This window comes from Pedobacter metabolipauper (genome assembly GCF_004362715.1).
In the GTDB taxonomy this organism is placed as follows: domain Bacteria; phylum Bacteroidota; class Bacteroidia; order Sphingobacteriales; family Sphingobacteriaceae; genus Pedobacter; species Pedobacter metabolipauper.
Window position 1 is genome coordinate 57,845 of the sequence record NZ_SNYC01000005.1, and the last position, 16,172, is coordinate 74,016.

The 16,172-nt window shown below is 42.0% G+C and carries 9 protein-coding genes; all 9 read right to left on the minus strand.

The genetic code is table 11. The features are described 5' to 3' along the window. Positions 1 to 36: 36 nt before the first annotated feature. Complete coding sequence (locus tag ATK78_RS12675) at positions 37 to 1,155, minus strand: DUF4998 domain-containing protein (protein WP_133576503.1); 1,119 nt, start codon at positions 1,153 to 1,155, stop codon at positions 37 to 39. A 29-nt stretch (positions 1,156 to 1,184) separates the two neighbouring features. Beyond that, positions 1,185 to 2,369, minus strand: a complete 1,185-nt coding sequence (locus ATK78_RS12680) for a DUF5000 domain-containing lipoprotein (RefSeq protein WP_133576504.1) — start codon at positions 2,367 to 2,369, stop codon at positions 1,185 to 1,187. A 32-nt stretch (positions 2,370 to 2,401) separates the two neighbouring features. Then, a complete protein-coding gene (locus tag ATK78_RS12685) occupies positions 2,402 to 4,288 on the minus strand; it encodes a RagB/SusD family nutrient uptake outer membrane protein (protein WP_133576505.1) in 1,887 nt (628 codons plus the stop codon). Position 4,289: 1 nt separating this feature from the next. After that, on the minus strand, positions 4,290 to 7,427 hold the full coding sequence (locus ATK78_RS12690) for a SusC/RagA family TonB-linked outer membrane protein (protein WP_133576506.1): 3,138 nt from the start codon (positions 7,425 to 7,427) through the stop codon (positions 4,290 to 4,292). A 505-nt stretch (positions 7,428 to 7,932) separates the two neighbouring features. After that, a complete protein-coding gene (locus ATK78_RS12695) occupies positions 7,933 to 8,817 on the minus strand; it encodes an AraC family transcriptional regulator (protein WP_133576507.1) in 885 nt (294 codons plus the stop codon). Between the two features lie 45 nt (positions 8,818 to 8,862). Beyond that, positions 8,863 to 10,476, minus strand: a complete 1,614-nt coding sequence (locus ATK78_RS12700) for a RagB/SusD family nutrient uptake outer membrane protein (protein ID WP_133576508.1) — start codon at positions 10,474 to 10,476, stop codon at positions 8,863 to 8,865. Between the two features lie 9 nt (positions 10,477 to 10,485). Continuing rightward, the gene (locus tag ATK78_RS12705) at positions 10,486 to 13,785 is read right to left on the minus strand and encodes a TonB-dependent receptor (protein WP_133576509.1); all 3,300 of its coding nucleotides are present in this window, start codon (positions 13,783 to 13,785) and stop codon (positions 10,486 to 10,488) included. Between the two features lie 250 nt (positions 13,786 to 14,035). Then, complete coding sequence (locus ATK78_RS12710; protein WP_133576510.1) at positions 14,036 to 15,217, minus strand: FecR family protein; 1,182 nt, start codon at positions 15,215 to 15,217, stop codon at positions 14,036 to 14,038. Positions 15,218 to 15,281: 64 nt separating this feature from the next. Further along, entirely contained in the window at positions 15,282 to 15,896 is a 615-nt protein-coding gene (locus ATK78_RS12715; RefSeq protein ID WP_133576511.1) for an RNA polymerase sigma factor, read from the minus strand. Positions 15,897 to 16,172 lie beyond the last annotated feature (276 nt).

The window sequence follows — 16,172 nt, forward strand, 5'->3', positions numbered from 1 at the left end:
TATGTAATACTGATCTTCAGGCTAAGCTGACTTTGGTTAGAAGCCATATGCACTAATTTCACCAAGGGTCATGAACTGGGCGTTACCCGTTGCAGGTGTAAGTCCAACCAACCTGAAATACCTGCCCCTGGGCAGATTTGGAATCTGGATAGCCTGCTCACCGTTAAGCTCATTGTTAAACGGATAAGTACCGGCGTCAGTCCAGGTTACGTTGTCTTTACTGACCAGGAACTGAATCCTGATTGGTGCGCGGTTATCGCCGTTCGCTGTGGCGTAAGTGGTTCGCCAAACGCCAAATTTCACAATAGACCGTTCTACTCCCATATCAATGGTTACAAAATGCGGATAGGCCGCTCCACTGGTATGCCAGCGGTCACCAGCCGTTCCGGTGATCACATTTGCAGCAGCATTGTCGGCTCCGGAGTATTGGTCAGAAAAAGCGGTTACTTTCCAGTCCTTTTTATCAAAGGTGTAGAAGTCGCCATTGCTGTAACCGGTATAAAAATTATCAATGCTCAGGGAATCTGGCTTGAACAGTGTTCTGAACTGATAATTGGTGTTTGCTTTCATATCGGTAATTACTGAGGTAGGCGATGTTGCCGGAAAGGTGACTACCTTCACCGCACCATTTACATCGGTGTATTTAACTTCCGAACCGATGGCACCGTTAGAAATATCTGCACTTCCCCACTCAATTGTGATTTTCCCCTGGGCATCCAGAAGGGTTGAGTTAATCGGTCTGGTTAACAATTGTGCCTGATATTTTTCTCCATATGCGGCACCAAAAACTTCAGCTGGTATAGACGCGTTTCCTTTTACATCAAATGTTTTAATCACAAACGAGTAGCTTTTCTCCACAAGATTGTCAATAACCACGCTAATGGTGTCCTGACCTGCCGGGACTGGTACGGCTACCGAGTCTGCGTAATTGTTCCAGTAAACGGTGGCCTTAATTACGCTGGGATCAGATCCGCGCAGCCATGCTATTTTTACCCGGTTAAGTCCTGGATAAACCGCAGGTGATGTCGCTTTCCCTGCGTAAGTTAAACCGCCAGGCACAACGAACTCGTCGTACACACTTTCCATTTTGGTACAGGCTGTCAGGATACCTGTTAACAGGAAAAGATATATTTTGTATTGATTTATTTTCTTCATGGTGTTTTAATTTTTAATAATCAATAAACTTATGGTATGATCTGTCCCCAAAATGACAGTTCCCTGATCACTACCTGCCCTGTACTACTGTACGTTTCAAGCGACTTTAAGCGTAAGTAACGTACAGGTTCAGGATCAACGTCGAAAGTGAAATCGGCGCCAAGAATTGCACCATAATTAATATCTTCAGCGGTGGTTTGACCTAACGGCAAGCCGGAAGGCTTTAGTGTGTTAAACCTTCCAAGCAATGTCCACCGTGTCCAGCCGCCATCTGCATCGGGGTTATTAGAACCCCAAAGTTCGAAGGTTTTTAAACCAGATGCTGTATAACAGTGACTGTATTGTTCCATGTATTGTTTAAATCTGCTCAGCAGGACTTTTTTGCCAAGATCGATTGTAATCCACTGTGGCAAAGAAGAAGCATTTGATGACGCATAAATTTCATTGCCTGCCGTTCCGTTCCAAAGGCTTTGAATGGTAAATCCAGATCCTGCCAATGCAGTTTGATCCGTTGGAAGCACCAATGGCTGAAAGGTATTCTTAGGAATCTCTATTTCGAATTTTGGGGTTAGCGCTAGTTCTAAGGTGTCTGATTTATTGCTCCATCGGTCTCTGATAAACATCGCAAATTTCTGTTCCCGTGATTCCAGACCGCGCGCAGCAAAGTTTCCGCTAACAGCAGCGGTATAAAATGTAGTTAACGGCGCCCAGGTACCGTTGCCTGTCGTGTCCCGCATGACAATTATTGCAAGATCAGCCCTGTCTGGATTTTTAAATGATACATTTACGCCTCCAAATGTAGCGGCCATCACTGCCGTTTTATATACAGACAGTACAGGCGGAGTTTTTGGGATCACAGTAACCAGTGTAGCTTCTGAACTTTTCTCATTCTTACCTATACTGTATATTTTAACTTCGTGCGACAGCGTATCGCCAAAACCTACCAACTTTAGGGTATCGGTAAAACGCGATGATTTAGCTTCCCTGAATACGCCTGGCTGTATTTCATATACCGCCTTAACATAGGACATATTTTCATCAACCGGAAGCTTGTAGGTAAGTATTGCACCTCCTGGCGTTGAAGTAGATTTTACAGAGTTAACCTGGGCTGGTGCCGGCAAGTTTTCATCCACAAAATCAAGCCTTCCCTGCTTCGAACATCCATATAAACAAAGGATGGTGAAAATTACAGCTATTGAATATATTCTTTTCATGTTTTCTCTAATTTTAAGTCAAAAATTTATGCCTACCAACCAAGATTTTGAACCAGGTTTCTGTTACCGGTAATGTTATTGTCTGAAATTGGCCAGAAATAGTCTTTAGTTCCAAAGCTCTGGTTGAAAACTACTGTAGTTCTGTAATAGGCCGCATCAGTGGTCTGTGAAAGATCCCAGCCTTTGATTGGGTTGTTAAGTTCCCTTTCAGAATCCTTCCAGCGACGCAGATCCCAGAATCGTTGCGATTCGAAAGACAGTTCAATTAACCGTTCTTGTTTGATAATCGCCCGCATACCATCCTGGTTGTTGGGTTTCTCCGGATTGGTTGAATAGGTTGACCATGATGTTTTCAGGTCTTTAAGTCCGGCACGTGCCCTGATCAGATCTACATATTTGTAAACTTCAGTGCCAGGCCCCTGTGCCTCGTTAAGTGCCTCTGCATATAACAGGTATAGATCAGAAAGGCGCAATAACGGGTAAGGATAATCTATTACAGAGTAGTCGTTTGAATTATTAACAACATTCTGGAAATTGATCAGCTTTTTAATGTAGTAACCGGTTACGGTATTAAAGCCGTATTTTCCCTTACCATTTTTTTGCTTGAACTTGCCTTCGATGTAAAATAAGTTTGAAGCGTTTTTGTCATCATAGCGGCCTTGTCCATAAAAAACACCGCCGTCAAATCCAAGGTCTGCGTAAAAACGAGGTTCTCTGTCAAAATGCAGTTTTGCAGTTACATACCCGCTGCGGATATATAGTTTATCTGCGTTAACAGCAGTTCTCACCCCATATCTTCCTGAATAATCCCATGTTTTATCTTCATTAATTGGCACACCATTTTGAGAATAAAACATCTCCGCGATTTTTAACGTAGGTGAAAGCTCTCCTCTCGTGGTTGTTCCATCCAGATAAAGGCCATCCCACCAGGTAGACACTAATTGTTGTAAACCCACTGTTGTTGACTGTGTATTGGCCCAGATAATTTCACTGTTCCATTTTTCAGCTACACTGTTTCTAATGCTCAATTGCGTTATGATGGTATCAGTTAGTGCATATTGCTGAAACGCCGGGTTGTATTTATAAAGTTTGAGCCCTTGTGCCTCACAGAGGTCTATAGCTTCTTTACAAGCAGCAGCTGCTGCTTCCCATTTAGCCAATGAAGGCGTAAGGTTAAACAAAGATGCTCCGTCTGCACCTTTTAGGTTGGCCTGATCTGTATTTCCGTTAAAGAGCGGACTTGCAGCAGTTACTAAAACCTTTGCCTTTAGTGATAACGCAATGGGACGGGTTGTACGGCCCGCTTCTGTCGATGGACTTAATATCGTTAAAGGCAATGCAGGTGCCGCCTCATCAAGCAGCTGGGTAATGTAGTTGAAACAGGAATCTACAGGCTCACGGAATACTTTTACCTGGTTAACGTCTGCCGATATTGGCAGGTTTGTTTTGATGAGTGGAATTGGCCCGTACATTCTTACCAGGGAGAAATGGTAAAATGCTTTTAAGAATTTCACTTCTGCAATCCACCGTAACCGCTCTTCTGTTTTCAGATCCGGTACATTGTCAATATTTTCCAGGAAAATATTGCAATCCCTGATGCCCTGGTACATTGGTGTCCAGCGATCCCCTAACGGGTCAATTTTCCTTTGAAAGCCCATGGCCATATCTAAAAATGCGGCACGTTCAGGAATGGACCATAGTTCATCTCCCCCTACCATGGCAGGGTCATCGGCCAATGTCCCGCTTTTTGGCATAAATGAGTAGCAGGTGAATAAGAATTTCTGTGCCTGCGAACGCATCGTAAAGGCGTTATCTATGGTTGCGATGTTATCAGGAACGACATCCAAAAACTTTTTGCAGGAGCTGATGACGGTTAATACAACCAACATGCAGATTCCATGTGTTATAAATCTTTTCATATTATTTCATTGATATGTTTAATCCAATATTAAATACGCGCTGTACCGGATAGCCAAGTCCGCTACCGCCCATTTCAACATCCCACAAATCGAACTTACTGATGTTAAACAGGTTGCTTGCATTCACATATACCCTGAAAGCTGATGTATGTAGTCTCTTTTGGATATTCCGTGGAATTTTGAAGCCCAATTCTACCTGCTTTAAACGAAGGAAGGAACCGTCACGCATGAACCAGGTACTTAACTGGTTGTTGTTATTGTTAAGTGTAGGGCTTAACCTTGGCCAAAGGGCATAAACGTCTCTTGAATCTTCTGACCAGTGACTGTCTGCATAGGCCTTAAGTAATTGGGTTTGATTATTGAAAGGAGAAGTGCTTGATGGATCGATCCAGAATGACTCATTGGCTAAACCCTGAAAGAATGCAGAGAAGTCAAAGTTTTTGTAACCTGTTGAGAAACCAAAACCATATACTGTTTCCGGCACTGTTGGATTTCCTATTGGTACCATATCAGCTGTTGTAATCTGCCCGTCACGGTTAACATCAGTATATTTGATGTCACCACCTCCATATACCCCGAAGTTTTGTCTCGGAGAGTTTGCCGCTTCGGCATCATCTACAAATAGTCTTTCAGCAATGTAACCAAATTGCTGGGAAAGTGATTTTCCTACCCGTGTACGATAGTACTCGTCATATACCGGCTCTTCATAAACTTTAAACTTGCTCTTTGCATAGGTAAAGTTAGCGGTAGCCTGAAACCAGAAGTCCTGGCCAATGCTCTTCTGGTATTCCAGGGAAATATCAGTTCCTTTACTTGATGCTTCACCGACATTAGATCTAACATCTGCGGTAAGTCCCATGGTAACAGGAATTGACGCCCGGCTCATCAAAATGTTCTTGCGTTGTTCTGAATAGAAATCTGCGGTAATCTTAAACTGGTTAAACAAACCCAGCTCAAGCGCAAGATTTGTCTTGGCAGACCGTTCCCAGGTAATCTCATCGTTAGCATACCTGGATATATCTACTCCGTTTAATGCAAAAGGATTACCCTGGCCGTTACCGAAAATAGCATATCTTGAAGCCGCATTCATATCCACATTTGACAAGTAAAAGAACCTGTCAGCTGCTGATCCTATTGCATCATTTCCAACAAGACCATATGTTGCCCGCAAACGGAAGTTGTTTACTACTGGTTTAATGTTCTCAAAGAATTTCTCGTTAGATACACTCCAGGCTACACCATAGGAAGGAAAAAATCCAAAACGGTTTTTCTCTGCAAACCGTTCTGATCCATTGTAACCAAAGGTGTATTCTACATAATAGCGACTATCATAGTTGTAGGTAGCACGTCCGGAGAAACCGACATTTCGGAATGGAAGTGATTGCTGAAGATCTCCGGCATTGGCATTGATGTTGTTCTGCATCATATACACAAGCAAACCGCTAAATCCATGTTTCCCAATGTTTGTATTATAACTCAGATTGGACTCTACGTAAAAGGTGGTATTGAGTACTTTAGGTCCTTCCGTATATCCAAGATACTCAGTCGCTGTGTTTTCGTTGATATTTGTGATGCTATAGGTATCATTTGACGGATCATAACCGTTTAAAGTATAGTAGTAAGGATTGTATGACCTTCTTACATCAAAATATGAGGTACGGTTGGTGTTCATCATTACCCTGAAATTAAGGCCTTTCGCCAAAGCAGATAAGTTTTGCTTTAACTCCAGTTGTGCCAGCATCAACGATCTGGAAGAGTCTTTATAACCACTCGTCAGGTCTGCATAAGGATTAATATAACCACCATTCTCGTAGTTTCCATACATGATGTGCTTCACAAATGCGTGCTGTGCATCAACGGGATAGTATTGCGGAAATAATACCGGATTGGAACGCATCACTTTTTGATACATGTCAGCTCCTCCATCTACCGGGCCGGTATAATCGTCAAAATTACCGCTTAACCTCACAATCATCTCTGTTGATTTGGTTAGATTGATGGTGATGTTGGATCGCAGGGAATAACTGTTCAAACGGATATTACTATTAAAATTGTTCCTTTTATCAACCTTCATCATTCCATTATCCTGGTTCAATGCTCCGGATATAAAGTATTTAGCAACGTCACCACCACCTGTAACATTCAGGTTATAGCGCTGGTTCATGGTATAATCCTTAAATACCAGATCTCTCCAGTCATTGGCGGGATAAACGATAGGATTAACACCAGCGGCAGTGTTGGCAATCTTTTCTTCGCTATATAGAATAGTCCCCAATGGATTACGTGTCAAAATGGCTTCATTAGACTGTTGCATATAGGTAATGGGATCTGCAAGTTCAATGTTTCTGACTGCTGATGATACAGAATTTTCTGCACGGAAGCTAACTTCTGCCTTACCGGCTGCACCTTGTTTTGTGGTGACCAATATAATACCGTTTGCTGCCCTGGCACCGTAAACAGCAGTAGAAGTTGCGTCTTTCAGGATGGAAAAGCTGGAGATATCATCAGGCTGCAAACGTGCCAGATCTGTAGTGGTCAGTTCCACACCATCAATAAGTATTAACGGCGAATTTTTGTAACCAAATGTAGTTACCCCACGAATAAAAAAGTCGGCATTGTCCATACCCGGCTCACCGCTGCGCTGAAAGCCGATAATACCGGCTGCTCGTCCCGCAAGAGCTGTGGTTAAGTTACTTGAAGGGATTTTCAGATCGGATACCTTTATAGAAGTTACCGCACCTACTAAATCTGCTTTCTTCTGTGTTCCAAATGCGACAACGGCAACTTCTTCGAGTGCATTTTTGGCATCAGGAACTAATTTTACATCGAGTGTTTTACGTTCACCGATAACGATCTTCTGGCTTGTATAGCCGATATAAGAGAAGATCAGCACTTCAGTATCCGTATTGACCAGTATGCTGTATTTTCCTTCTTGATTACTCATAACCCCGCGTTTTGGCACGGAGCCCTCAACAGAAATTGTTGCATTTGGTATTGGTAAACCTGTCTCATCCAAGACTATCCCGGTTACTGTACGCGGAGGTAAATTTTTATTAAATAACTCTATTTTTCCGGAATTAAGTGCGAACACAAGGTTGCAGGTAATTGACAGACATAAGAGGATCAGTATTTTCTTCATACTTTGCTCAGTTTAAATTTTAACATTTTAAAGGAGTTCCTAAATTGATTGATTAGTAGCACATTGAAATAAGGACTGTGATACCTGATGTCGGCTAGCTTCTCCTTATCCGGTTCTAAATAAGGAGCGTACTATCGAGATTGCTGGATAAATTTTAGATCATATACGCCTTCCTTTCATTAAAGCAGTTTGTAATTTTTTGGCAATAGACAGTCCCTCCAATGAATTTCATTGGTATAACTGTCCTATTAAAATGTGGTTATAAAAAAGGTATCCGGGGTTTACGGATCTGGAAAATCACTTGTTCTCATCAGCACTTGGTTTAGTTTGTTTAGTGGTTTAGTATCACAAATATAACTGACAGAGAGAATGTTGATTTTAAATAACAGGGTGATTGTTTGTAATTTTTGGCATTTATCAATGTCCGTTTGCTTTACCCGGAACAAAATTTTATCATCACTGCTTTTTACGTTACTTTTGTTGGATTGAAAAAGCATTTGGGTTGTTAATTACCAAGTGTATCCCGGTATTCCTTTGGGGATACGCCTGTCTTATCTTTAAACACTTTGGAAAAATAGGATACCGTTTCAAAACCTGTTTGAAACCCGATTTCACTAATGTTTAGCAATGTTGTCTCTAATAATTGTTTCGCTCTTTCTATGCGAATGTCTATATAGTATTGATTTGGTGACAGCCCGGTAAACTTTTTAAATATTTTTCTAAACAGAGAATAACCCATTGGCAGCTGACTTGCAACAGTCTCCATATCGAGGTTCTCCTCTGTTGATTCCTGAATGATGAATTTTGCTTTGCTGATCAGTTTTTGCTTAATGTCGTTATCATTACACATCAGATTTCTTGACATGTTATGAATTACGCCTAAGAGCTGAATGGCTATTCCAGCAAGCTGCTGGTGGTATCCGATATGGGCATGTTTAACCGCTTGCATCAGATCAGCGAAAAGCCTGCGCACATCACTGCTAAATCCAATTTTCATAAGGGATGTATCCGGGGTAAAGATACCACTGCCCATGAGTTCTTTAGCGTAGCGGCCGTTAAAGCCGACCCAATATTCTTCCCATCCGGAATTAAAATCCGGCTTATAGCGATGCCATACTCCGGGATATAAAAAAAAGCATGATCCTTCGGTGACTTCCACCGATGGATTTAATGAAGATCCGTACTGGCCCTTTCCCTTCGAAATATAAACGATGTAAAAGTCGTCAAGGATACGTCCCCGGTTCCATGTTAAACCATGTGTTTGCGGATGGTCCATATTTGGATAATTCTGGCTGGGTCCTACTTTTGAATAACCCAGGCTGGTTACATACATTCCCCAAGACTCTTCAAAATCAGTAATATTTAAATACTTAAAATAATTTTCTACCATAACTAAAATTATATCCCTCCTTAAAATAATTTAAACTGCATTGATCTATTGATAGCCCGGGTTTTGCTGAAGGCTTCCACCGCTGGACTGAACTTCTTTAAATGTTAACGGAATGAGGTATAAGCGTTCATTCCATACTTTTTTCAACAGATCTATCCGGTTATAAGTAAATGTTCCATCTGCATTTTTTACCACCTGCATACCCTGTATGGGTTTTATCTCTGTTTGCGGTGCTATTTTCCACCTTCTTACATCATAAAACCTGTGCCCCTCCATAGCGAGTTCTATCTGACGTTCGTGAATGATCCGCTGAAATAGTCCAGTTCCCTTTTCGGTAACAGCAGGCATATTTACCCCCTGACGTTCCCGGACTTTATTTACATACGCTCTTGCTTCATCTTCGTTACCCAAATTATATTGGGCTTCGGCATAAGTAAGATAGATCTCTGCCAGGCGGAAGAAGTGCCAGGGATAGGTATAAGCAAACTGATCGGATATAACCAGTGTTTCATCTAAATATTTATAGTTAAAATAACCTGTTGGTGAAGCATCCCTGCTTGATCCATCGGCACCGCCGGAATAAGGCTGAATGGTACGTCCCTTGTAGGAAGAACCATTATACATCACGCTCGCATAAAATCTTGGATCGCGGTCTGCATAAGGAAGCTTTGGATCATACTTATTTTCAGGATCCGGATTTACAGCTCCATTAATGATTGGCAGGATGCCATTCTTCATTTCGTAGGCATCCACAAGATTCTGAGATGGTGCTCCGAACGAGTTTCCGCCGGAGCCCACCGGTGCAAACAGTTTACCGATAATATTTGAATTGTCTGTAGAGAAGTACCTTGAAAAAATCGCTTCGTTATTGGCATCACCAATGAACAGTCCATGATAGTTGGTATGAAGATTATATCTTTTGCTACTGATCAGTTCAAGAGCCTGATCGGCTACTGCCTGCCACCGTGATCTATCATTGGCCGCATTATTTTGCGGGCTTGCATTGTACAATAACACGCGGGTTCTTAATGCCCTTGCCGCATCTGCGGATGCGCGGCCGGCGTCTGCACCATTTTGTTGATCAGGTAATACGGTAACCACATCATTCAGATCCTTCAAAATATAAGCTACACATTCACTATAGGTTGCCCGTTTTATTCCGGTCAGATTGTCACTGAGGTTATAGACCTTTTCAATGATGGGTACCCCACCATAGTTCCATATTAGTTTGGCGTAGATAAAGGCCCTCAAAAATTTCACTTCCGCTATCATTTTAGCTTTAGTTGCTGCATCGATCGGTGTCTGGTCTATTTTCGCAAAAAAGATATTGATATTCTGGATTGCGGTGTAGCCGGTTTTCCAGTAATTATAATAGGTTGACAACTGGTCTGCATTGCTGGGGCTTATCTGATTTAAACCAATAATGTGATATCCACCCTCATCGTATTGATTATAGGCCTCATCGCCAAAATAGGTAATGTCATTGTTCATTCCATGCTGCAACGCGTTATACTGGGCGTTAATGAACAATTGCGGCAGTGCAGCATTTGACCAGATCTCCTCTTCAGACAGCCGGTCATTTGGCGTAATGTCCATGATGTTTTTCTCGCAGGCACTGCAAATCAATACAACCGTGATGATAAAAAATAGCTTTTTCATGTCGCTTGATTAAAAGGTTATACTTGCTCCCATATTTAATAGCCGGTTTTGGGAATATCCCCATCCGGAATTGGTCTGTTCCGGATCTATATTTACATTCCTGAAGTGGTCTTTGACAAAAAACAGGTTGGAACCACTCAGATAAATGCGCGCTCGTTTTAAACCTGCCTTTGCCAGGATACTTACAGGCAGGTTATAGGAGAACTCAGCAGTTTTCAGTTTTAGGAAGGATGCATTTTCCCAATTGTAAGTTGTTCCGGTGGCTTGCAACGCACTGGATAGGCCAGGTTTTGGTTTTGAGCCATTTGGATTTTCAGGGCTCCAGACATCCTGGGATAAAAAAGTTGGGAAGTTACCCCAACCCACGGGATCATAAGGATAAGGGTTAAAACGTGGACTAATGGCATGTGCCTGGCCCTGAAAGCCGAGGAAGAGTTCGAATGCTTTGTAACCGAAGCGAAAGTTTAGCCCATAGACGATCTCTGGGAATACACCGTATTTTTGGCGAACCATGTCAAGTGAATTGATGATGCCGTCATTATTTACGTCACGTACAATCAAGTCGCCAGGACCAGAACCATCCCTGTGGGGTGTAGCTGCCACTTCTGCTTCGTCGTTAAAAACGCCGGTTACTTCATATAACACCGGACTTCCCAGGGGTTTTCCTTCGGCTTTTTGCCAGGCTACCGTTCCAGGAACCTCATCCTGAAACTGTACCGTATTTTTAGCATAAGTAAAGTTACCCGACACCATATATTTGAACTTATCTCCAATATGGTATGTGTGTGACAAGCTGGCTTCAATCCCTTTATTTTGTACACGGCCAATGTTCTCATTGGGCAAAGTTAACCCGGTATAATCCGGTACGGAGGCGTTTCTCACGGCCAGAACATTACTTCTCGTCGTTTTAAACCAATCGATCTCGGCATTTAGCAACCCCTTCAACAGACCAAATTCAAGCCCGATATCTGTAGTTTTTGCTACTTCCCAGGTAATATTTGGATTGGAGGCACCGGTTTGCACCAGTCCCTGGCTTGTAATGCCGTTAAAGACGTAGTTATCACCATAAGTGTAAGAGGTTAAATACTGGTAGGCACCCACTTTATCATTACCCAGTTCTCCATAAGAGGCACGTATTTTTAAATAATCCAGAATATTCAGATGCTGCATGAATTGCTCTTTAGCGATATTCCAGTTGCCCGAAACACCCGGAAAAAAACCATATCTATTTCCCGGAGGAAAATTCTGCGAACCATCATACCTAAACTGAAACTGAATGTTATAGCGGTCATTGTAGGAATATTGCGCCCTGCCGAAATAATTATCACGACCGGTTTTTGCCGATGATCCATCATTATATTGATAGATCTTATTGGCACTGCCTGCGAATAGTTCTTCCAGCGTACCTGTAACATACATGCTACGGCCAGCTGAGAGGTTATACGCTTGGGTTGAGCTTTGCTCGTAACCAACAAATGCGTCAACCACATGCTTTTCTGAAATTGTGGTTTGATAAGACACTTTGAAATTGGTAGTGAGTGTGTTCATTCGCGGAGAATTTACCCCCAGATTTGGTGAGGCGGTTACGGCGTTTTGTTTTTGCTCATATACACCAGTTTCTTTGTTCAATAAATAATAATACGTGATCCCCGACCAATTTTTGATATAATGCTCATCGTTATCATACGCATAACTGCCCTGAAGTGTAAAACCTTCTAAAAAAGGGACTTTATAATCTGCCGTAGCTGTGCCAAAGAAGGTATTGTTTTGGGTGTTGGTATAACCATAATTGGGATCCCGGGCCATCAATACGGCATTGTTACCCCCTCTACCGGGGCCAATAAGTCCGTTGGGATAAATGGCATTTTCAAGCGGTACGCCGAGGTAAATGTGTGCCCAATCAAAACGGCTGTTTTCCAAGTCGCGCTTGCGCCCTGAAAGATCTAAAGATACCTTGAAGTCATCCGTTACATTAAAATCGAGGTTAGATCTGAAGGAATATTGTTTATTGTAAGTGAAGCCCTTAATAAACGGAGAATTAGCATCCAAATATCCTGCGGATATAAAATACCGGGTATCTTTCCCGCCGCCAGATATCGAAACATCTGCCTTTTTCTGTGTAGACCAATCTTTAAAAATAAGGTCGGCCCAACTGGTGTTCGGATGGTTTAACGGATCGCCTCCGTTCTTATAAAGTTCGAGATCCTGAGCAGTATAGGGTTCTGGCAAACCTTTGATCCTTTGTTCGAGGTTGGCCATGGTAGCAAATGTATAGGCATCTGCGGATTCAGGAATCCGCATCTGTTGTGACAGGCCATGGTTATAATCAAATGTGATTGAAGGTTTACCCTGGTCCCCCCTTTTGGTGGTAATTAAAATTACACCGTTGGCTGCACGGGAGCCATATATTGCAGCAGATGCATCTTTGAGTACGGAAATAGATTCTATCTCATTTGGGTTGAGGTAGCTAAACCCGGCATAATCGCGTACAATGCCATCGATTACGTATAATGGATTGCTATCACCAGTCGTACTTTTACCACGGATGAAAATTTCTACCTGTTCCGCTCCTGGTTCTCCTCCACGGGCATTAATCACTACACCGGGGATCCTTCCGGCAAGTCCGGCGCCAAGATGTGCTGACGGACTCATGGCTACATCTTTTGCGGAGACCCTGGAAATGGCCCCGGAAATGTTTAATATAGATTGTGTACCATAGCCTACAACTACAATTTCATCCAGTTTACCGATTTCAGGCTTCATAAATATGTCCAGAATTGCTTTCTTATTTATAGCCACTTCCTGCATCTTGTAACCAACAAATGAAAACACGAGGGTACCTGATGCTTCGGGAATACCGATCTGATACTCACCCTGAGCATTTGTTGATACTGAATTGCCGCTTTCTTTGTGCTTGATTGTCATACCTGGAAGTGGGTCATTTTTTTCGTCAACAACTATCCCCCGTATTTTTACTGATGCCGGATTGGGGTAGTTTCCTTCATCAATGGTATTGTCTTTATCTATAATAATGATCGTTTTGTTGTCTATTTTATAAGTTAATGGCTGGGTCTTAAATAACTCACTAAGAACCTCCTGAATTTCGCCTTGCGAGATCTTCAGGGTTACCCTTTTGCTTTGCTCAATTTGATCATCTGTGATTACAAAGTTGTAACCTGTCTGTTTACGTACTTCCTTAAGTATGCTGATCAAGCTGGTCTTGGTTTTATTTATTGTAATTTTTTGTGCAAACACGGATGCATTAATATGCATCAAAGCAGCAACCATGAACATGATGGTTAGTCTCATTATGAGCCTTATTTTAAGGTGAAAACTTATCAGTCATACCGGTTTAACAGTATTAATCTATACATTTGTTTAGTTTGGTGGTGCAATATGCCCTTACTTACCAGGGAACAGGCCATTGCGAAACAGTTGAATAAAGTAAATTGTGCTAAACAGAAACCAGGGCCCGTTTAACCGGGCCTTGGTTTGTTCAGGGTGGTTTATGGTTTAGTTTGCTCTCATATTTTACAGTTCTTTTGGTTATTTATTTTTCTCATTGTTCAATGTATATCGTTCGGTCTTTTAATTTAAAATGGGCTTTTCCGGTGGATTCAAGGATCTTCAGTACTGCAGAAATATTCTCAAACTTAGAGACCCCGCCATTAAAGCGTACATCCGGAACATTACTGCCATAAACAACATCCACATCATACCATCTTGCCAGTCGCTTCATGAGCATTCGGATCGGCTCACTGTCAAACATAAACTGGTCATTTTTCCATGCAAGCGCAATTTCCGTATCTACATCATCAATCTGCAGACGATTACGCCCGATACTGATCACCTGCTGGCCGGGATATATCAGGGCTTTTGCATTTCCGGATATTGCCATGATACTGCCTTCTATGAGCGTCGTTTTGCTTCCTCCGTCATCATGGTAAGCATTCACGTTAAAGTGTGTGCCCAGCACTTTAATATTTTGATCGTCTGTTTGTACAATAAAAGGACGGACGGGATCTTTAGCTACTTCAAAGTAGGCCTCCCCTGTTAATTCGATTTTGCGCTCTCCTGACTTTCCAAAGTTTATGGCGTATTTCAACGAAGAAGCCGCATTGAGCCATACCTTTGTACCATCAGGGAGAACCACTCTATACTGCCCTCCGTTCGGTGTTTGCAATATATTTACGCCATTATCTGATAAATGGTTCTGCTGCTGAACGCGATCGTATTCAATCTGGCCTTCTGCTGTTTTGCGTATATTCCGGCCAGCATCCGCACCAATGATACCGCGATCAATTTTGGCCAGCTGGATTTTCTGTCCATTTGAAAGCATTAAAAAGGCTTTGTTTCCACCCGGCCTCACCTCAGTCTCAATCTTTGCCGTTATGATTACAGGTTTTACATTTTGGTTGCTGATAAATAAGTAGGCACTTAGTCCCACTGCCAGCGTAATGCTCGCAGCGGCTGCAATTTTTAGCCATTTAAATCTATGTGGGGTTCTGTTTTGAGATATTTCCTGCTGCAGGTTGACTAAAATACGGTTATACCTTTTCTTATGGTCTGCATTTTCTGCTGCGAATGCTGTATTGTCTTCCAGTTTTTGATGGATCAGCTCTTCCAATGCAGTGGCATCTGCGGTACCGAATAACGCGATCAGTTCAAGCTGTTCGCTGGCATTACTTTGTCCGGATAAAAATTTTTCGTAAAGTTCCTGTAAGTTATTCCCTGTAGCCAAATCGTCTGTTTTTCTATGATTACGAACGAAAATCCGGAAAGGTCTGCTCTGTTACTAATTTTTTTTAAAAAAAGTTGTTTGTAAATGTATCCGAAATGGCGGCAGCAAGAACAATAACGGTAACCGACTTATTATTAGTCAGGTATATCTTTATCGTCTTTGTACCCTTTACTACATGGTCACGTACGGTAGATGTTGATATGCCAAGCAGTTCATTGACCTCTTCATAAGATTTTCCTTCCAGCTTGACCAGGGTCATTACCTTTTTCCGCTGCAGTGGCAGTGTATCAATTGCATCAAGGATTAACCGGCGGTTAGCTTCTTCTTCATAATACGCATCAATTGGATAATGCAACTCGGTTACCGAATTGATCAGATGGTCTTGTAATTTTTTATCAAGCGCAATCCGCCTGTACATATCCCTGGTGAGGTTTAACGCAATGCTATAGACAAATGCACGAAAAGATTTTTCCTGATTAATTGTATCCCGCTTTTCCCATATTTTTAAGAATACGTCCTGGGTAAGTTCCTCTGCGATGTCAGCAGATTTAACCAGATAAAGCAGCTTACGATAGATCGGATCAACATAATGGCTGTAAAGTGTTTCAAATGCCTGCTCGTCGTTATTTCGCAGTCTTTGCAACAGTTCATTTTCATTTATCAGCGGAACATAAGCCATCAATTGGTGTAATAGTTTTGCACTAAATTAGTAAAAATAATAGATATAGATTATTAACCTTATCTACGGGCCGACTTTAGCCGCCATCAAAAGTCGTTCTGTTAAAGCCAGATCTATTCATCAGGAAATTTTATAGAACTGCTGCATAGCGAGTTTTAGAAATGTAGGAATTACCGCCGGATCTGTAGTATACTGATCCCGGAGTTACGCAATAAATACCAAAAAAGACAAACAAATTGAAGATCATTACAACAATATTATAAGATGAAGGCATAT